Origin of the sequence: Devosia sp., from assembly GCF_017307495.1 — a bacterium.
Taxonomy (GTDB): Bacteria; Pseudomonadota; Alphaproteobacteria; order Rhizobiales; family Devosiaceae; genus Devosia_A.
The window spans coordinates 299200-318943 of sequence record NZ_JAFKHE010000012.1 but is presented as its reverse complement, the minus strand read 5'-3'; the positions used below and the strand labels follow the sequence as shown (position 1 = coordinate 318943).

Genomic DNA, 19744 nt, shown 5'->3' with positions numbered 1-19744 from the left:
CATTTCCTGGAAATGAGCAAATCTGGGGCAGGGATTGTCTGAATTTGCCTGCGCGCTAAGCATTGCTGGCCACGTCCTGCCTAGCCGGGCCTTCCTTGCGCCCATGGCGGGAATCACCGACGCACCGATGCGCCGCCTGGCGGAACGGTATGGCGCCGGACTTGTCGTCTCCGAGATGATCGCGAGCAACGCCCTCGCTACCGGGCAGGACGAGATGGTGCGCAAGCTCCACAAGTCCGGGTCGTTGCCACATGTCGTGCAACTCGCCGGATGCGAGGCCGAGTGGATGAGGAAAGGGGCCCAGATCGCTCAGGCCGCCGGCGCGGATATCATCGACATCAACATGGGCTGCCCGGCCAAGCGCGTGACCAACGGCTATGCCGGCTCCGCGCTGATGCGCGTTCCCGACGAGGCGCTGAAGCTCATCGACGCCGTCGTGGCCGCAACCCCGCTCCCCGTGACGGTGAAGATGCGGCTGGGTTGGGACGAGGACAGCATGAATGCCGCCGCTCTGGCGCGACGGGCAGTCGACGCCGGAGCCCGCATGATCACCGTCCACGGCCGCACCCGCCAGCAGTTCTACAAGGGCCAGGCCCGGTGGCACCTGGTCCGGCCCGTGGCCGAGGCGGTAAGCGTCCCGGTCGTCGTCAATGGCGACATCGTCGACTTGGAGGCGGCACGTCAGGCGCTGCGCGAATCCGGTGCGGCGGCAGTCATGATCGGGCGCGGGGCCCAAGGCCAGCCCTGGAGGGTGGGGCAAATCGGTGCTGGACTTGCTGGCCTTGACGGGGCGGCCACGCCGACGGGACGGGAACTCGTTGCGGTCGTCGCCGAGCACTATGAGGGGATCCTGTCGAGCTACGGCAAGCTTGTTGGTGTGCGCGCAGCGCGCAAGCATCTGGACTGGTACCTGGAAGCAGGCCGCATCGTACTCGACAAGGGGCTCCGCCATCGGCTGCTCAATGCCCCGGACCCTTCCGAAGTGCATGCCATGATTCCAGACATCTACGGTGCGGACCGGAGGATTGCGGCATGAGCAAGCAGCCGTCACCGGCGCTCAGCACCGCCGTCCTGCAGGCGCTGCCGCAACCGATCCTGGTTTGTGGTGAAGACCACAGCATCGTCTTCGTCAACTATGCCGCCGAGGCGTTCTTCGGCGCTTCGCTCAGCGTGCTGACACGTCAGCGGCTCGACGACCTCATCGCCTTCGGTTCGCCCATACTGGGGCTCATTCAGGCCGTTGCGGAGCGGCGCGCTCCGATGACCGAATATCGTGTTCGGGTTGGTTCGTCGCGCTTCGCTGACGGTAGCGACGATCGGATCGTCGATGTGTTCGCCTCCCCGCTCTCGGATTCCGATGGCCGCATCGCGCTGCTGTTCCAGGAGAGGACGATGGCCGACAAGATCGATCGGCAACTGGTCAGCCGCGGTGCCGCCCGCTCGGTGACCGGCCTTGCCGCTATGTTGGCACACGAGATCAAGAACCCGCTGTCCGGCATTCGCGGTGCGGCGCAACTGCTGGAGCAGAGCGTCACGCACGACGAGCTGCCGCTCGCGCGGCTGGTGCGCGACGAGGTCGACCGGATCGTTGACCTGATCGACCGCGTCGAGGTCTTTGGCGATGATCGGCCGATGGAACCCGAGCCGATCAACATCCACGTCGTGCTCGACCGGGTGAAGCTGCTGGCCAGGAACGGGGTGGCAAAGGGCATCACCTTCCACGAGGAATATGATCCGTCGCTGCCGCCGGTGGCCGGCAACAGGGACCAACTGATTCAGGTGTTCCTGAACCTTGTGAAGAACGCAGCTGAAGCTATTGAGCGGACGTCGAAACCAGAGATCCGGTTCTCGACTGCATTTCGTCCCGGCATCCGTATCTCCGTGCAGGGCGTCGCGGAGCGCATTTCTCTGCCCATCGAGATCGTCATCGAGGACAACGGCCCGGGCGTCCCGCCGGACATCATGCCGATCCTGTTCGATCCCTTCGTAACCACGAAGCCGTCGGGCTCCGGCTTGGGTCTGGCACTCGTCGCCAAGATCGTCGGTGATCACGGCGGGGTGGTCGACATGGACAGCAGGCCCGGCCGCACGCGTTTCCGCATCCTGTTGCCGGTCGCCCCCAAGGCGACCCTGATCGAGACCGAGTCCGAAGAGGTTCAGGCCAAATGAGCCACACGGTGCTGCTCGCCGACGACGACGCCGCCATCCGCATGGTGCTGAACCAGGCGCTGACACGGGCCGGGTACGAGGTTCGCCCGACGGGCAACATGTCCACGATGTGGAACTGGGTCAGCCGGGGCGAGGGGGACCTCCTGATCACGGACGTTTCGATGCCCGACGGCAACGCGTTCGACATTATGCCCAAGATCAAGAAGCTCAGGCCGGACCTGCCCATGGTGGTGATGAGCGCGCAAAACACCTTCATGACGGCAATCCGCGCCAATGAAGTAGGTGCGTACGAGTACCTGCCAAAGCCTTTCGACATCGCCGAGGTCCTGTCGGTCGTCGCGCGGGCGCTGGCCGATGTAAAAAAGTCGTCGACGAGCGAGAAGAAGGCCGAGGAGCCCGGGGAGACCATGCCGCTGGTCGGCCGTTCGCCGGCGATGCAGGACATCTACCGCGCCCTCGCGCGGCTGATGCAAACCGACCTGACGGTGATGATCACCGGCGAAAGCGGCACCGGCAAGGAACTGGTCGCGCGGGCTCTGCACAATTTCGGCAAGCGCCGAAACGGGCCGTTCGTTGCCATCAACATGGCCGCCATCCCGCGCGACCTGATCGAAGCCGAGCTCTTCGGCCATGAGAAGGGGGCATTCACGGGGGCCACCGCCCGCTCCTCGGGGCGCTTCGAGCAGGCAGAGGGGGGGACGCTCTTCCTCGACGAGATCGGCGACATGCCGATGGACGCGCAGACGCGCCTGCTGCGGGTGCTGCAGGAGGGGGAGTACACCATGGTCGGCGGACGCACGCCGATCAAGGCGAACGTCCGCATCGTCGCCGCGACGCACCGAGATCTCAGCCAGATGATTCGCCAGGGGCTATTCCGCGAGGACCTCTACTACCGACTCAACGTCGTTCCGATCCGGCTGCCGCCCCTGCGCGAACGCAGCGACGACATCAACGACCTGGTGCAGCATTTCCTCAGGGCAGCACACAGAGAAGGGGAGCCGGTCAAGACCATCTCGCCCGAAGCGATCCGGCTCATGCAAAATTACTCCTGGCCGGGGAACGTCCGCGAGCTCGAGAACCTGGTACGCCGGTTGGCCGCACTCTATGCCGACGAGAACATTTCGCTCGAGATCGTCCAGAGCGAACTCAACCTTGCCGATCGGCGGCAGGTGCCGGTGACGTCCGGGTCAATGGATGTGTCGACGGCGGTGGAGACGCACGTGGCGCAGGTGCTTCGGGAGTACGAACCGAACCTGCCGCCCGCAGGTCTCTACCAGCGGGTGATCGACAAGGTCGAGGCGCCGTTGATCGCCATGGCGCTGAATGCCTGCGGCGGCAACCAGATTCGCGCGGCGGACCTGCTCGGCTTGAACCGCAATACATTGCGCAAAAAGATTCGGGCGCATTCGATCGAGATCATCAAGCAGTCACGCCGGCAAGGCTAGACATCACATCGACTCCAGGGCCTGTTGCCAATTTGCATCTATGAGCCTAGGGAAGGTATTCACGGCATCTTCCTCGGGTGTCACATTTTTGCACCAATTGGATTGAAGGGTCTCACGCGGCTACGGCCTGCGATGAGTCCCCGATAGCGGCTACTGGATGCACGACGCAACGCTCGCAAGCGACGTACTGCCTGAGGCTACCCGAGCGCCCGCCCCGGTGCGGACGCGGCCCGTGCTGTTCGGCGACATGGGACGTAGGACGATCCGCACGATCGGTCTGATCATCGTGCTTCTGTCGGTGTTCGTTTCATCCGGCTCGTTCCTGATCATGACAGGAGCGACGGACATTGAGCCGACCCCCGAGGTCTGGACGATCATCTGGATCGTCAACGGCCTGCTGGTGCTGTCGGTGGTTGCGCTGGTCCTGACAGAGGCGACGTTGCTAACTCAGGCTCGCCTGCGCGGCCAGCCGGGTGCCGGCCTACAGGTCCGCATGGTGGCGATGTTCGCCGTGGTGGCTGCCGTGCCGGCGCTGCTCGTTGCTGTTGTCGCGATGATCTCGCTGAACCAGGGGCTCGACCAGTGGTTCTCGGAGCGCACCCGAACCATGGTCGAGAGCTCGCGACTTGTGGCGCGTTCCTACATGCTCGAGCATTCGCAGGTCTTGCGCGATGACATCATCTGGGTCGCCAACGAACTCGAGCAGGCGCGCGGGACGTTTGAGACGGACCGGGTGAAGTTCCAGCGCATCCTCACGGCGCTCGCTGTGACCCGGTCGCTGCCATTTACCTCGCTGATCTCGGCTGACGGCGATACGCTGATGAAGGCCCAGATCAATGCGCCCGGTACAGCGCCACGCGTCCCGCCCGGGCTTACGCAGGGCGTTGTCGAGGGGCGCCCGACCGAGATTGCGCCGGGGCGGACCAACCTCGTCGGGTCGGTGGTAAAGCTGCGAGGGTACGACAACACCTACCTGTTCGTAGCCCGACCAGTGGATCCGGAGGTCCTCGAGTTCACCCGGCTCACGGACCAGAACATCACGGAATACCGGAACTACGAGAGCAATCGTCTGGTCTTCCAGATCACCTTCACGCTCATGTACATCGGCATGGCGCTCGTGCTGCTGCTCGCGGCGGTCTGGATCGGCATTGCGCTCGCCAATCGCTTTGTCGATCCGATACGGAACCTGATGATTGCCTCCAGTCGGGTGTCGGAGGGTGACCTCGACGTGCGCGTTCCGGTGCAGGAGGGCAGGGGCGATCTGCGCGACCTCAGCAACCGCTTCAACACGATGACGCAGCAGCTGAAGACGCAGCGTGTAGCGCTTGTCGAAGCCAATGAAACCAACGAGAAGCGTCGGCAGTTTACCGAGGCGGTGGTGGAGGGCGTCTCGGCCGGCATCGTGGGCCTCGATCCGTTCGGTGCGATCACGCTGGTCAACCTCAGGGCGGCCGAGATGGTGGGCGCGAGCGAGATCTCGCTGGTAGGGAAGAGAATTGACGAGGTCATTCCCGCATTGGGCCCGGTCATCGATCGTGCCAAATCCGCCCGCCGTGGCACGATCCGCGACCAGATCGAGATCGGCTCTGGTCCCGACTATCGCACCTATCAGGTGCAACTGACGCGCGAGGGGGCGATGACCGAGAGCAAGGGCTTCGTGGTCACGCTCGACGACATTACCGATCTGCTGTCGGCGCAACGTACCGGGGCCTGGGCAGACGTTGCCCGGCGTATTGCGCACGAGATCAAGAATCCGCTTACCCCGATCCAGCTCAGCGCCGAGCGCCTGAGGCGGCGGTATGCCAGCAAGCTTGCCGACGATTTCGACGTGTTCGACAAGTGCGTGAACACGATCATCCGGCAGGTAGGTGATATCGGCAGGATGGTGGACGAGTTCTCCTCGTTCGCGCGGATGCCGGAAGCGAGGCTGGAAAAGGGGAATCTGACGGATTCAATCCGCCAGGCGGTGTTCCTCGAAAGCGTGCGGCTGCCGGAAGTGCAGATCAGGATGGAGCTGCCGGATGACCCGGTCATCGCGTGGTTCGACAATCGGCTGATCAGCCAGGTGCTGACCAACCTCATCAAGAACGCGGTGGAGGCGATCGAGGGGGCAGGGCTTGAGGCGATCCGTAGCCCGATGATCACAGTGGCTGCTGCTCCGGAGCGCGAGATGGTACGAATCTCGGTGTCCGACAATGGCAAGGGCTGGCCGAAGGAGAACCGAAACCGGTTGTTGGAGCCCTACGTGACCACTCGCGAGAAGGGCACGGGTCTAGGCCTTGCGATCGTCGCAAAGATCATCGAACAGCATGGCGGCAAGGTCGACCTGATCGATGCCGAGCCGGACGATAACGGGCGCGTCGGCGCCTGCTTCACCTTCACCCTGCCGCTCAAGCGGCCAGGGGAGGCGGACGAAGAGGAGCCAGCAGCTCCTCAGGTGGTTGCGGAGCAGCGGGCTGCAACCCAAGTGACTGATGACGCAGCGGGTGGGGCAAAACCTGACAGCGGACAGCAAGAGGAGCCGCAATTGCAAGCGGTCGACAATACCTGATGGCCCTCGACATTCTGATCATCGATGACGAGGATGACATCCGCGACCTGATCGCGGGCATCCTCGAGGACGAGGGCTACCAGACCCGACAGGCGCACGACGCCGATTCGGGTCTCAACGAAATCGCGAGGCGGCGGCCGAGCCTTGTGTTCCTCGATATATGGATGCAGGGCAGCCGGCTTGACGGGCTGCAACTGCTGGATGAGTTCCAGAGCCAGCACCCGGATATGCCGGTGGTGATGATCTCGGGGCATGGCAACGTCGAGACGGCTGTGAGCGCCATTCGGCGTGGGGCCTATGACTACATCGAGAAGCCCTTCAAGGTGGACCGCCTGCTACTGATCACGCAACGGGCCATGGAGGCGGCCCGCCTCAAGAATGAGGTCGCGGATCTCCGGGAACGTTCGAACAACACAGTCGAACTCGTGGGCAACTCGCCGGCGACTCAGGCGATCAAGGCTGTGATCGAGAAGTCGGCACCGACCAATTCGCGCATCTTCATTTCGGGGGCCTCGGGTACAGGCAAGGGCTTGTCGGCGCGGCTGATCCACCAGAAGAGCGCGCGAGCTGAGGCGCCGTTCGTCGAGATCAACTGCTCGCTCTATTCGCCCGATGAAGTCGGGGTTGTACTTTTCGGCCGCGAGACCCGCGAGAAAACCGGTATCCTGCGGACGGAGGTTGGCGCGCTCGAGCGGGCGCATGGCGGGACGCTCTACCTTTCGGAGGTCGCCACCCTGCCGCAGCCGGCGCAGCAAGCCCTCTTGCGCACGCTGGTCGAGAGCAAGTTCAACCGCGTCGGCGGGGCCGTGGCCGTGCCGATCGATGTGCGCATCATCTCTTCAAGCTCGCAGAACGTGGCTGCCCTGATCGAACAGGGACAGTTCCGTTCGGACCTGTTCCACCGGCTGTCGATCGTGCCCCTGCACCTGACCCCGCTCAAGGAGCGGCGCGAGGACATCCCGCCCCTGGTCAATGCGTTCATCGAGCAGGTTTGCCGCCTGCACAACCTGAGGAGCATGTCGATTGGTGACGACGCCGTAGCCGTACTGCAGGCGCAGGACTGGCCCGGCAATGCGCGGCAGTTGCGCAACTCGATCGAACGGCTGCTGATCCTGGTCAAGGACCAGGCGCCGGCCGATGGAGTGATCACGGCCGCGCTGCTGCCGCCGGATATTGGCGAAGTGCTGCCGACGGTCGGTGACAGCGACTCCTCGGCGCACCTGATGAGCCTGCCGCTGCGAGATGCGCGCGAGGTGTTCGAGCGCCAGTACCTTATGGCGCAGATCGAGCGCTTTGGCGGAAACATCTCCAAGACCGCCGAGTTCGTCGGTATGGAGCGCAGCGCCCTTCACCGAAAGATCAAGTCTCTCGGCCTCTAGTGGGGCTTGCTTGGCCGGGTAGGCACTCGGTATCTTCTGTGCCATAATTTCTGCGCGAGGGGAGACTGAAGGCGCGTAGGGGCAGTGGCGGTGGCGACTGCTGCCCACTATATGGGTGACTGGTGCAGCTAGTGCGCCCCCCACATGAAAAGAGGCCAGGGAATGCCCAGCGAAAAGACTCAGAATCTCCAGGACGCGTTTCTCAATCACGTTCGTAAGCAGAAGGTCCCGGTAACGATCTTTCTCGTCAACGGGGTCAAGCTGCAGGGGGTGATCACTTGGTTCGACAACTTCTGCCTGCTCCTGCGGCGCGATGCGCAGTCGCAACTGGTCTATAAGCACGCGATTTCGACCATCATGCCGGGCGCTCCGATCCAGTTGTTCGATCCGGAACACACCGGCGAGGACTGACGTAGCCCATGAGTGACGAGTTCGACGATGAGGCCGCCCGAAAGGGTGGCCCTCAGGCATTCATAGATCAGCGTACTGCGCCGACCCGTGTCGGCTTGGTCGTGCCCGATGTACGGGGCCGCGCCACTACACATTCGATCGAGGCCCGGAAGGCCGAGTTTGAAGGGCTGGCGAGCGCGATCAACGTCGAGATCGTGTTCTCGGAGATCGCCAAGGTCCGGGAGGTCAAGCCGGCGACCTTCATTGGCGGCGGCCACGTCGACGAGATTGCGAAGCGGGTGGACGAGGGCAAGATCGAGCTTCTGCTCGTTGACGCGGCCCTGCACCCGATCCAGCAGCGCAATCTTGAGAAGGAAACGGGTGCCAAGGTCCTGGATCGCACGGGCCTGATTCTTGAGATCTTTGGCGAGCGCGCGGCGACGCGGGAGGGCGTGCTTCAGGTCGAGCTCGCCCACCTCAACTACCAGAAGAGCAGGCTGGTCCGGAGCTGGACCCACCTCGAGCGCCAGCGCGGCTCGGGCGGCTTCGGCTTCATGGGCGGCCCGGGCGAGACGCAGCTGGAAAGCGACCGGCGCCAGCTCCAAGAGCGTATCAAGATGCTCGAGGAACGCATTGAAAAGGTGAGGCAAACGCGTGGCCAGCAGAAGGGGCGCCGCGATGCCGTGCCGTTCCAGGTGGTGGCGCTTGTCGGCTATACTAACGCCGGGAAATCCAGCATTTTCAACGCACTGACCGGGGCAGGGGTGTTCGCCAAGGACCTGCTGTTCGCAACCCTTGACACCACGGTGCGGAAGATCTCGTTGCCGCACGGCCGCGAGGTCATGCTGTCCGACACCGTGGGCTTTGTCTCGGACCTACCGACCGACCTGATCGCGGCGTTCCGCGCCACGCTGGAAGAGGTGCTGGAGGCGCATGTGATCCTGCACGTGCGGGATGTGGCCAACCCGGACCACGCGGCCCAGGCGACGGACGTGCTCAAGGTGCTGGGGGAGCTGGGCGTTTCGGCCGAGACGACGCCGATCATCGAGGTGTGGAATAAGGTCGACCTGCTGGAGCGAGAAGCCGATGGGAGCATTCCCGCGCTTGCCACACTGACGCCGGCCGGAAAGGTCGCGGCGTCCGTGCCGGTTTCGGCGCAGACCGGCGAAGGGCTCGATGTTTTGCTCGGCACGGTCGAAAGGGTGCTGGCAGGGCAGGGACGCACCTACCGTGTGCTTGTGCCGCATACGGCCGGCGCCGATGTCGGCTGGCTCTATGGCCACGCCGAGATCATCGGCAAGGACGATCCGGACGAGAACGGGCAGGTCTACGAGGTGCGGGTCGAGGCCCGGCACAAGAATGCCTTCACCGAGCGCTTTGCCGGCCGTATCGAGGGTTCAGACGCCGCCTGAGCGGTCCCGGGCGCGGATTTCGTTCCAGTAGCCATCGAGGCGCTCGAGGCCGGCGTCGGCCAGTGCGACGCCGTCCGCGGCGGCGCGGGCTTCGACATAGCGGAAGCGGCGGGTGAACTTCGCATTGGCGTCGCGCAGCGCTGCTTCGGGCTCGATGCCGAGCTTGCGGGCAAGGTTGGCGGCGGCGAAGAGGAGGTCGCCAAGCTCTTCCTGTACCTTGGCCTTGTCGTTGGTTTCTGCAGCGGAGGTGACTTCGTCCAACTCCTCGCGGACCTTCGCGAGGGTGTCGTGCCAGTCGGGCCAGTCGAACTGCACGGAGGCGGCGCGGCGGCTCAGCTTTTCGGCGCGGGCAAGGGCAGGGAGCACTTGCGGGACGTCGTCGAGCAGGGAGGTCGCGGCCTGCTTTTTGGCCGCCTTCCTGGCGCGCTCGTCGGCCTTGACCTCATCCCACTTGGCCTTGGCGCCGCCGGCGTTGCGCGCAGCGTCGTCGCCGAAGACGTGGGGATGGCGGCGGATCAGCTTCTCGGTGATGGCGTAGACGACGTCGCCGATGTCGAACAGGCCTTGTTCGGACGCCATCTGGGCGTGGTAGACGGGCTGGAGCAGGAGGTCGCCGAGTTCCTCGCGCAGGTCGGAAAAGTCTTTGCGCTCAATGGCATCGGCGACTTCGTAGGCTTCCTCGATGGTGTAGTTGCTGATCGAGGCGAAGTCCTGCTCGAGGTCCCACGGGCAGCCGCCGTTGGGGTTGCGAAGGGCCGCCATGATCTCGATCAGGCGGGAAATGTCGCGCGACGGCTGCATGGAAAACTCCGATCAGACGATGTCGAACTCGACCGTGTAGCTGCCGAGCTGGCCCATCACGTGGCCGGTTCCCGTGATGGGAACGAGGCCGCAGAGCGAGCCTGTGGTGACGATGGTGCCGGCCTTCAACGGGAACGCCGGGTTCTGGTTCTTTGCATAGGCGATGAACGACTTCAGCACGGTGCCGAAGGAGTGCTTGGCAGGCGCTGCGTGGATCTGCTTGCCGGCGAACTCGAGCGTGACTTCGAAATCGTCGATCTCGGCACCGAGGTCGCGATGCTTGGGGTTCATCACGTAGCCCAGGGACGACATGCCATCGGCGAGGCCGCCGTTGAAGCTGGCAACAGTGCGATCGACATAGCGCGTGCCGCAGATCTCGATGCCGACGAAATAGTAGTCGATGGCTTCGACGATATCGATCTCGTCGCGGCGAGCGGTTTCGACGTCGAGGTCGCGGTCGAGCACCAGGCCGACTTCGAGCTCTAGCCCGGTGACGTTGGCCGACTGCAGCTTGAAGGAGCCGGACTGTCCGAATTTCGATGCGAAGATCGGCGCGCAGACGCCAGCGCCGTCGGGTGCGACCGCGGTCTTCAACAGGCCCGGCGCCTGGCCGAGGAGCTGCATGACGCGCAGCTGGACAGCCAGCGCCGTGTCGCGGTCGAGTTGGGAATAGGGCTTGGCATCGATATCGTGACGGCCAGCCTTGTGGGCTTCGGCAAGCTGGTAGGCGAGGTCCTCGACAAGGCTCATCTACGCATATCCTCCATTCGCATAAGATATATTATGGAACTGTCCGACGTGGCCAATCGGGCGTGATCAGGCGGTTCTATCGATCACCGCCGTTGCCGTGATCTCGATCCTGAGGCCCTTGGCCAAGAGTTCCTTGACGACCACCGTAGCGCGGATCGGATATGGCTTGTGGTTGAAGAACTCGGCATAGACGCGGTTCATGCCCGGTGCGTCGGCGCTGTCGATCAGGAAGATCTGCACCTGGACAATGTTCGTCAGCGCGCCGCCGGCCGCCGTCACCGCCTGCTTGAGGTTCGAAAGCGCCTGGCGCGCCTGGGCTTCGATGTCGCCATCGATGATGGCGCCGGTCCTGGGATCCTCCGCGATGACGACCAGCCAGACGTGATTGCCGGCGCGGACGCAGTCGTTGATTGGACCGTTCGATGGCGCGATGCCGGTGTCGATGACTTCGATCATTCGTGAGGCCTCCCGGGACCCAAGATAGCGCTGCTGGCGTCAGCGGGGACTGATGATTTCGCCGGCGGTGATGTCGATCTGCAGCCCATCGTAGGCCGGCCGAACGTTCGCTGGCGTCATGGCGTCCGTCTGGGCATAGTCGAGATCGATGTGAAGGTTGGTAAGGATGGCGTGACGAGGCGCCAGGTCGGCGACCAGCTCCAGAGTTTCGGGGAGGCTCAGGTGGCTCGGATGCGGCGTCGGGCGCAGAGCGTCGAGGACCCAGGTGTCGAGGCCGCTCACGGCGGCGCGGGAGTCGTCGGGAATACCGCTCAGGTCGCAAGAGTAGGCAAAGCCGCCGATGCGGAAGCCGAGCGAGGTGATGTCGCCATGCTCCTGGGCGAATGGCAGCACGGTGATGGAACCTCCCGGCCCCTTGATGGTCAACGGCACACCGGATTCGATGAGGTGCTGGTTGAGGATCGGCGGATAGCCAGAGTCCGGCGGCGCCGTGAAGCAGTAGGCAAAGCTCGGGACGATGCGGTTTGCAGCTTCCTGGCTGAAATAGACGTCGACGCGCCGGCGGTTGTTGAGCGCCAGAACCCTGAGGTCGTCGATGCCGTGCGTGTGGTCGGCGTGCTCGTGGGTGTAAAGCACCGCCTCGACGCGATCGACTTCTGCGGCAAGCAGCTGTTCGCGCAGGTCGCAGCCGGTGTCGACAATGATGCGGGTCGGCTCGTCCGAGCCCTCGGTGTAGCCCTCGACGAGCAGCGAGCAGCGGCTGCGGCGATTCTTCGGGTTGGCCGGATCGCAGACGCCCCAGTTGCCGCCGATGCGGGGTACGCCGCCGGACGAGCCGCAGCCCATGATTGTGGCAATTACACGTGTCGCTTCAGGCATTACGCCTTAGCCTTTGAAAATAGTCGATAAAAATTCTCCGTCGTCTCGCGGCCGAGCTGCTCGCCGCCGATGCCCCGGATCTCGGCGACCTTGGCGGCCGTATGGGCGACGAAGCTCGGCTCGTTGGTGGCGCCGCGGTGCGGCACCGGCGCGAGATAAGGTGCATCAGTTTCAACGAGATAGCGGTCGGCCGGGACGAAGCTCGCGACCTCGCGGATCTCCTCGGCATTCTTGAATGTGATGATACCTGAGAAGGAAATGTAGCCGCCGAGTTCGAGCGCGGTGCGGGCCAGATCGGCGCCGCCAGTGAAGCAGTGGAGCAGGAAGGGGAAGGCCCCCTGCCCCATTTCCTCCCGCAGAATGCCACCCATATGAACGTCGGCTGAACGGGAATGGATGACGAGCGGCAGGCCGGTGATGCGCGCTGCGGCGATGTGGCGCCGGAAACCCGTCTCCTGCGCCTGCTTCGGAGCGTTGTCGTAGAAGTAGTCGAGGCCAGCCTCGCCGATGGCGACGCAGCGCGGATGCTCGCTGAGCCGGATCAGGTCATCGGCGAAGATGTCGAGCTCCTCATCGGCGTGGTGCGGGTGCGTGCCGACCGAGCACCAGACCTCCGGGTGAGCCTCGGCAATGGCCTTGATCTCGTCGAAGCGCTTCACGCGGGTCGAGATGGTGACCATGGCATTGATGCCGGCCGCCCTGGCACGCGCCAGCACACCGGCGCGGTCAGCGGCGAGTTCGGGGAAATCGAGGTGGCAGTGGCTGTCGATCAGCATGGTCTCAAGCTGCCGGTTTGGCGATCTCGAACTTCTTGAACACCGGCTCGGGCGGCGGCAAGGCGGTGCCGGCGGCAACGTGGGATGCACCGAGGGCATGGCTGAGCAGGCGCTGGTCGGCAGGGACCGCGAGGGCATCGAGGAACCTGGCCGCCGAACCCGGAACGAACGCCTGCGCCGCGATGGCGGCGCGACGGACGATGTCGGCGGTGGTCGCGAGAATCGTGCCCATGCGCGGCAGGTCGGCCTTCAGCCCCCACGGCGCCTGGTCGGCGAAGTAGAGGTTGGCGGCGTTGAGCAGCGCCACGAGTTCGCCCGCTGCGTCGTGGATCTGCTGGGTCTTCATGGCGAGGTCCATCTTGCCGATGGCCTCAACGGCGGTCGCGACTATGGCACGCTCGGCTTCCGTCGGCTGCGCCTCGGGGAGCAGGCCGCCGAAGTTCTTCTGGATCATCGACAGCGAGCGCTGCGCCAGGTTGCCGAAATTGTTGGCAAGGTCCGAATTGTTGCGGTTGACGAACTTCTCGCGGCCCCAGTCGCCATCCTGGCCGAAGCTGATCTCGCGCAGGCAGTACCAACGGACCGGATCGGTGCCGTAGAGATCGAGCTGTTCGTGCGGATCGACGATGTTGCCGACCGACTTCGACATCTTCTTGCCTTCCGACGTCAGGAAGCCGTGGGCGAAGACGCGATGCGGCACCGGAAGGCCTGCGCTCATCAGGAAGGCCGGCCAGTAGACGGTATGGAAGCGGATGATGTCCTTGCCGATGACGTGCAGGTTCGCCGGCCAGAACGTCTTGAACTGCTCGGAGTTCGCGTCGGGATAGCCGACGCCGGTGATGTAGTTGGTGAGCGCGTCGACCCAGACGTACATCACGTGGCCGGGCGCGTCGGGTACGGGGATGCCCCAGTCGAAGGTGGTGCGGCTGATCGAGACGTCGCGCAGGCCGGCCTTCACGAACGAGATGATCTCGTTGCGGCGCTCCTCGGGCGCGATGAACTCCGGATGCTCCTCATACAGCTTCAGCAGGCGCTCCTGATAAGCGGAGAGGCGGAAGAAGTAGCTGTCTTCCTCGACCCATTTCACCTCGGCGCCGGTGGGGGCGAACTTCTTGCCGCCCTCGCCGTCGGTGAGTTCGCCCTCGTCGAAATAGGCCTCGTCGCGGACCGAGTACCAGCCCCTGTAGACCGACTGGTAGATGTCGCCATTGTTGCCGGCGGCCATCTTGCGCCAGATTTCCTGGCTCGCCTCGTAGTGGCGCGGCTCGGTGGTCCGGATGAAGTCGTCGTTGGAGACGTCGAGGCGCGCAGCCAACTCCTTGAAGCGGGCCGAGTTGCGGTCCGCCAGCTCGCGGGCAGTGATCCCCTCCGCAGCCGCCGTCTGCACCATCTTGATGCCGTGCTCATCGGTACCGGTGAGGAAGAACGTGTCCTTCCCCTGCAGCCGGGCCCAGCGGGCAATCGCATCGGTCGCGATCATCTCGTAGGCGTGGCCGATATGCGGCGCGCCGTTGGGATATGCGATGGCGGTGGTGACGTAGAAGGTCTCGGTCATAGCGCGGACGGGGCGAGGCTCAATTGATGGTGTTTGCGGATCGCATCGAGAATGGCGACCAGGGTCTGCCGCATGTCGAGGTTGTATTCGTCGGCATCGGCAAGTGAAAGCCAGGCCTTGTCCCATAGCTCGTTGGCCGAGGCAAGCCGCGCGCGGTCGCCCGAAGCCGCGGCCGAACGGGCGGCGTTGGCAATCCAGTCGGCGATGATGTCGCGGGCGAAACGCAGCTCGGCGGAGTCGCGATCGCCCCCCAGTAGGTCGGCAATGGCCAGCCGCTGAGCGGCGGTGCCAGACGGGTCCGCGAGCCACGCCTGGAGCAGGCCGAGCGAGCCCCCCTCCCCCAGTAGCATGGCCTCGAAGGCGCGGCGGGGTTTGCCGCCGGCCAGCAAGATGGCGCGCTCGATCAGGGCCGGATCGGCGCCGGCGCGTTCGAGCACGGCGCGCACATCAGCATCCGCGACGGGGCGCAGCGCGACCTGGAAGCAGCGGGACTTGATGGTGGGCAGGAGCGATCCGGGGCGGTGCGAGACGAGCAGGAAGGTCGTATCGGCCGGGGGTTCCTCGAGAATCTTAAGCAGTGCGTTGGCCGAGGAGGCGTTGCAGTCGTCGATCGGGTCGACGATGGCGATGCGGTGTCCGGCCCTGCCCCGGGTCATGCGCATCTCCTCGATGAAGCGGCGGACTTCCTCGACGCGGATGGCCGTGTAGTAGCCCTTGCCGGTGTCGCGCGGCGCCTTGCGCATGACGAAGAGGTTCGGATAGGCGCCGGCGGCGACCTGGGCAGCAATGTGAGCGGGCGACTCATCACCGGTGCGCTCGAAGATGCGGCGGGCGAGGTCGAAGGCGAGCGTGGCCTTGCCGATGCCGAGCGGGCCGTGGATCAGGATGCCGCCCGGCAAGCGGCCGGCGTCGAGGCGCTCGAGGAGCTTGGCCTGTGCGGCGGCGTGGCCGAGGACAGACGGCTGGTACTCGGGCGGGGCGACGCCTTCGAGCTGGTCGGGCTCTCTTTCGGGATAGTTCAACTCAGCCGGCCTTCCTTGCCTCGACCTCGGGGAAGCGGCGGATGAGCGTGTCCCAGACCTCCTGCTCGAGGGATTCAGGCGACTGGGCGGCAGGAAGAACCACGCAGCGCTGCGGGTTGGCGGCGGCGATGGCAAGAAACGCCTCGCGCAGGCGCCGGTGCCACTCGAGGTCTTCCTTCTCGAAGCGGTCGCCGGTCTGGACCAGGGCCTTTTCGATCTCGCGGGTCTCCACGCGGGCGAAGGCGGAGGCCGGGTCCATGTCGAGCACGAAGGTCAGGTCGGGCTGGTGGCCGTCGAGAGCCAGGGTCTCAAGTCCTTGAATAAGCTTCTCATTCACGCCTCCGGTGAGGCCCTGGTAGGCCCGGGTGGAGTCGTGGAAGCGGTCGGAAATGACCCATTTTCCGCTGGCGAGGCTGGGAGCGATCAGGGTGCTGACGTGGTCGTAGCGGGCCGCGGCGAAGAGCACCGCTTCGGCGCCGGGCCCCCAGCTCTCGGACCGACCCTGCAGGATAAAGGCCCGTACGGCCTCGGCTTTCGGCGTTCCGCCGGGCTCGCGCGTGCGGACGGCCTCGATATCCATGCGGTTCAGCCGGACGAGCAGTCGCTTGACCTGGGTCGATTTTCCGACCCCTTCGCCGCCCTCGAAAGTGATGAAGCGCGCAGCGGACTGGGCTGGAACATCGAGCATTCGGAGGTCCTTGTTCGCGCGTTGTCCTGCAGGAAGTCCATGAACTTCTGCCGGACTTCCGGCCCGCTACAACCAGCCGAGCGCCAGTTCCTTGAGCGCGTCGGTCGCCTTGCGGACGATATCGCCCTCCCCGACATCCTCGCCGGCGTAGAGCGGCGTGACCTGTACCACAGTGCCATTGCACATGACATTGAGTTGGGCCAGCTGATCGCCCTTCTTCACAGGGGGGTGGATGGGCGACCGGTAGGTGACTGTCGCGGTCGGACAGTTCTGTGCCCCCTTGGGCAGGAACAGGTCGATGTTGCCCTTGCCGACCAGCGGGACCTGGCCGGAACTGCCGCCGTAGACGTCGGCATAGGTGACGGGCGCGCCCTCGGCAAAGACGGGGATCAGTTCGAAGCCGCGCGTGCCCCAGGTGACGAGCTTGCGGGCTTCCTCGGTGCGCTCGGTCATCGACTTGAGGCCATGCAGGACTGCGATGAGACGGCGGCCGGTGGCGGCGGTGGAGACGACCTCGCCATAGCCGGCGGCCTCGGTATGGCCGGTCTTGAGCCCGTCGACGCCAATGCCGACCTCGAGCAGCGAGTTGCGGTTCATCTGCCGGATCTTGTTCCAGGTGAACTCGCGCTCAGAGAAGATCGGATAGTATTCCGGGAACTGCGCGATGATGAAGCGGGCGATGGTCGCGAGGTCGCGCGCCGTGGAGTACTGGGCCGGGTCCGGCAGGCCGGTGGCGTTGACGAAGTTGGACCCGGTGAGCCCGATCTCCTTGCCGAGCTGGTTCATCATCTGGGCGAAGGCCAGTTCGCTGCCGGCGACGCCCTCGGCCAGGGCGATGGCCGCGTCGTTGCCGGACTGGATGATGACCGAGCGGACAAGGTCCATCACCGGAATCTTGGAATTGAGGACGGCAAACATGGTCGAGCCGCCGGACGAGGCGCCGCCGTCGCGCCAGGCGTGCTCGGAGATGAAGAACTCGTCGTCGGGCTTGAGCTTGCCCCGCTGCAACTGATCGAAGACCACGGCCAGCGTCATCAGCTTGGCCATGCTGGCCGGCTCGAGCTGGTCGTCACCGGCCTTGTTGAAGAGGATGGTGCCGGACTCGTAGTCCATCAGCACGGCATACTTCGCCTTGGTGTCGAACTCCTGCGCGTGTGCAAGCCCGGCGGCAAGCAAGGCCACGAGAACAGCCAAGACTGTCAGGCTGAAGGTCCGCACGATCCAACCCCGATCGCGGCCACTGCCCGGCCGCCGTTCAACTAATAGAGCACGAGGTCCTTTAGGCCAAGTTCACGGGCAAGCACCATCACGTCATCGCGGGCCACGCCGGGCTTGAGGCGGGTCAGCGTCAGGCGCGTCGCGTCGGCGCCGGGGATGCGGACCGCCTGTTCGTCGACGGCGCCAAGGAAGGCGAAGCGCAGGGCCACGTCCTCGGCCGTGCGAGGGTCGGTGAAGACCCCGAGTTCGAGCCTGATGGCGCGCCTGTCCTCATCCACCGACGCAAGCCACGGGTCGAGCGCCTCGGCCCGGGTGGCCATGGCGGTGGCCGCCGCGAAGGCGCTGTTCATGTCCTCGGACGCAGCGGGGCTCTCGGCATAGCCAAACAGATTGATGAAGTTGCCCAGCAGGTCGGGGCGCTCCGCCGGCTGCGGCGCGGCGCCCCCGCCGAAATCACCGAAACTCAGGCGCCCGCCGGATACGCCAACCGGCGCCGACGGATCGGCCATGGCGAGGCGGGTGGTCTGGACTTCCATATTGGTCAGCCGGTCGACGCTGGCGAGCAGCATGCGGGTGTCGTCGCCCTGGAGCGGCGCCGGGCCGACATACTGAACCTGGATCTGGCCGACGCCTTTGCCGGCATAGCCGAGAATTTCGGCGGCGCGGTAGCTCATGTCCATGACGCGGCCGTGCAGGTAAGGGCCGCGATCGTTGACCCGGCACACCATCGAGCGTCCGTTCTCGAGGTTGGTCACGCGCACGTAGCTGGGGAGCGGCAGCACCGGGCTGGCACAGGTGATGGCGTTGGCGGCGAAGATTTCGCCATTGGCGGTCAGCCGGCCGTGGAAATCGTTACCGTACCAGGAGGCGCTGCCGGTGGCGACGTAGCCGGCAGGATCGGCGAGCGGCGTGTAGGTTTCGCCGCGCACGGTATAGGGCTGGCCGACGAGGGTACGGCCGCCGCCCCTGGGCGGGTTCTTCGCATTGGTGACGCGCGGGCTGACGGCGACGCCGAACTCCTTGGAGGTGAAGGCGGCGCGCTTGACGTGCGGGATCGAGCCCCCTGCTCCGCCGCACGCGACAAGCACCGGCGCAAGCAGCGCTGCAAGCACAAGCAGCCGGGCGGCCGCACGAAGGTCGCGAGAAAAGTTAGGCAAGTCCTGGTCAACCCATGCTGTTCTGCGCGCACACTTAGCGAAAGCTGAATGCGCATGCGTCGAGGGAAACGCATCGTGGTTGAGGTGCGGTTAATTTGAATGAAATGTGAGGGGGTTGGAGGTGAGCCACGATGTCGCGACAAGCATCTTTGAACAGGAGAGGTGGGCCCCCGGGGCAAGCCCGGGGATGACGGTGGTGGTGCGCAGGTACAGTGCACCGCGGAAGCAAATGAAACTCCGTCATCCCCGGGCTTGACCCGGGGACCCAGCGATCTCTCAGCTACACCGGCTGGTTGATATCGTCCCACAGGTCGCGCCACTCCCGGGTCAAGCCCGGGGATGACGGTGGTTGGTAGCTAGATCAGGACTTGATCGCGTCCAGCCACTCCACCATCGCGGCGGTCACCGCGTCGGGCTGTTCGACAAGCGCCATGTGGCCGGCGTTGGGGACGGTGACCAGCGTGGCGCCGGAAATGTTGGTGGCCATCTCGCGGGCCGCCTCGGGTACCGTAATGCTGTCGGCCTCGCCGACAACCACGAGCGTTGGGACCTTGATGGCTGGGAGGTCCGGCCGCGAATCCGGGCGGGTGATGATGGCCTGCTGGTGGCGGATGTAGGTTTCGGGGCCGTTGGCCCTCGCCATGCGGGTGTGCAGGGCCTTGAGGTGCGGGTTGGTGACGTGGGCGGGGTGGACGCCGTTGGGAAAGGACTGCTGGATCGCGAGGGTGAACTTCCCCTGCCCCGCCAGCGCCATGGCGGCCCGGCGCTTTTCGGTGGCCTCGGCGGTGTCGGGGCGGGCCGAGGTGTCGAGCAGCGCCAGGGCGGTGACCCGGTCGGCGGCCTGGCGGAGGATTTCGAAGGCGATGTAGCCACCCATGGAAAAGCCGGCGAGCGCGAAACGCGGTGGGGCGTCGGCGAGGATGCTGGCGGCGATCTCGGCCATGCCGGCGCCGCGCAGGTGGTTGGCGATGGTAACCGGGCCGAACCGCCACAGTGCCGGCAACTGGTTGTGGTAGACCTCGGCCGTGCAGTTCAGGCCGGGGACGAGGAGGATCGGGATTGCCATGTCGGTCGAGTACTCACGCGATTGTTCCGG

Annotated in this window: 18 protein-coding genes; 7 read left to right on the top strand and 11 right to left on the bottom strand. The window is 65.0% G+C overall.

Annotated features, from left to right (window positions below):
- Positions 1-34 precede the first annotated feature (34 nt).
- The 7 genes from dusB to hflX all read left to right on the top strand — a co-directional run bounded on the left by dusB (position 35) and on the right by hflX (position 9346).
- Positions 35-1036, top strand: a complete 1002-nt coding sequence (gene dusB / locus J0I99_RS02075) for a tRNA dihydrouridine synthase DusB (RefSeq protein WP_291395540.1) — start codon at positions 35-37, stop codon at positions 1034-1036.
- On the top strand, positions 1033-2169 hold the full coding sequence (locus J0I99_RS02070) for an ATP-binding protein (protein ID WP_291395538.1): 1137 nt from the start codon (positions 1033-1035) through the stop codon (positions 2167-2169). Before dusB ends, J0I99_RS02070 begins: the two co-directional genes overlap by 4 nt.
- Complete coding sequence (gene ntrC / locus J0I99_RS02065; protein WP_291395535.1) at positions 2166-3614, top strand: nitrogen regulation protein NR(I); 1449 nt, start codon at positions 2166-2168, stop codon at positions 3612-3614. Before J0I99_RS02070 ends, ntrC begins: the two co-directional genes overlap by 4 nt.
- 217 nt (positions 3615-3831) lie before the next feature.
- Positions 3832-6165 (top strand): PAS domain-containing sensor histidine kinase, encoded by a 2334-nt coding sequence (locus tag J0I99_RS02060; protein WP_291395533.1) that lies wholly within the window; start codon positions 3832-3834, stop codon positions 6163-6165.
- Entirely contained in the window at positions 6165-7544 is a 1380-nt protein-coding gene (locus J0I99_RS02055) for a sigma-54 dependent transcriptional regulator (protein ID WP_291395532.1), read from the top strand. The genes J0I99_RS02060 and J0I99_RS02055 overlap by 1 nt, the downstream gene beginning before the upstream one ends.
- A 162-nt stretch (positions 7545-7706) precedes the next feature.
- A complete protein-coding gene (gene hfq / locus J0I99_RS02050; RefSeq protein ID WP_055049125.1) occupies positions 7707-7955 on the top strand; it encodes an RNA chaperone Hfq in 249 nt (82 codons plus the stop codon).
- Positions 7956-7963: 8 nt separating this feature from the next.
- Positions 7964-9346, top strand: coding sequence for a GTPase HflX (gene hflX, locus J0I99_RS02045; RefSeq protein WP_291395530.1), 1383 nt, complete (start codon positions 7964-7966; stop codon positions 9344-9346).
- On the opposite strand, the gene mazG is transcribed toward hflX, so the two are convergent.
- From mazG to J0I99_RS01990, 11 genes are all read right to left on the bottom strand, one after another.
- Positions 9332-10147 (bottom strand): nucleoside triphosphate pyrophosphohydrolase, encoded by an 816-nt coding sequence (gene mazG, locus J0I99_RS02040; RefSeq protein WP_291395528.1) that lies wholly within the window; start codon positions 10145-10147, stop codon positions 9332-9334. The genes hflX and mazG overlap by 15 nt on opposite strands.
- A 12-nt stretch (positions 10148-10159) precedes the next feature.
- Positions 10160-10897 (bottom strand): hypothetical protein, encoded by a 738-nt coding sequence (locus J0I99_RS02035; RefSeq protein ID WP_291395526.1) that lies wholly within the window; start codon positions 10895-10897, stop codon positions 10160-10162.
- Positions 10898-10963: 66 nt separating this feature from the next.
- Entirely contained in the window at positions 10964-11353 is a 390-nt protein-coding gene (locus tag J0I99_RS02030) for a RidA family protein (RefSeq protein ID WP_291395524.1), read from the bottom strand.
- A 39-nt stretch (positions 11354-11392) separates the two neighbouring features.
- Positions 11393-12232, bottom strand: coding sequence for an MBL fold metallo-hydrolase (locus tag J0I99_RS02025; RefSeq protein ID WP_291395523.1), 840 nt, complete (start codon positions 12230-12232; stop codon positions 11393-11395).
- The gene (locus J0I99_RS02020) at positions 12232-13008 is read right to left on the bottom strand and encodes a TatD family hydrolase (RefSeq protein ID WP_291395522.1); all 777 of its coding nucleotides are present in this window, start codon (positions 13006-13008) and stop codon (positions 12232-12234) included. Before J0I99_RS02020 ends, J0I99_RS02025 begins: the two co-directional genes overlap by 1 nt.
- Positions 13009-13012: 4 nt before the next feature.
- Positions 13013-14563, bottom strand: a complete 1551-nt coding sequence (gene metG / locus J0I99_RS02015; protein ID WP_291395521.1) for a methionine--tRNA ligase — start codon at positions 14561-14563, stop codon at positions 13013-13015.
- Positions 14560-15585 (bottom strand): AAA family ATPase, encoded by a 1026-nt coding sequence (locus tag J0I99_RS02010; protein ID WP_291395519.1) that lies wholly within the window; start codon positions 15583-15585, stop codon positions 14560-14562. The genes metG and J0I99_RS02010 overlap by 4 nt, the downstream gene beginning before the upstream one ends.
- A gap of 1 nt (position 15586) precedes the next feature.
- Positions 15587-16273 (bottom strand): dTMP kinase, encoded by a 687-nt coding sequence (gene tmk, locus J0I99_RS02005; protein WP_291395517.1) that lies wholly within the window; start codon positions 16271-16273, stop codon positions 15587-15589.
- A gap of 66 nt (positions 16274-16339) precedes the next feature.
- Positions 16340-17491, bottom strand: a complete 1152-nt coding sequence (locus tag J0I99_RS02000) for a D-alanyl-D-alanine carboxypeptidase family protein (RefSeq protein WP_291395515.1) — start codon at positions 17489-17491, stop codon at positions 16340-16342.
- A gap of 41 nt (positions 17492-17532) precedes the next feature.
- Complete coding sequence (locus J0I99_RS01995; RefSeq protein WP_291395513.1) at positions 17533-18648, bottom strand: septal ring lytic transglycosylase RlpA family protein; 1116 nt, start codon at positions 18646-18648, stop codon at positions 17533-17535.
- Between the two features lie 361 nt (positions 18649-19009).
- Complete coding sequence (locus tag J0I99_RS01990) at positions 19010-19714, bottom strand: alpha/beta fold hydrolase (protein WP_291395511.1); 705 nt, start codon at positions 19712-19714, stop codon at positions 19010-19012.
- Positions 19715-19744: the final 30 nt, after the last annotated feature.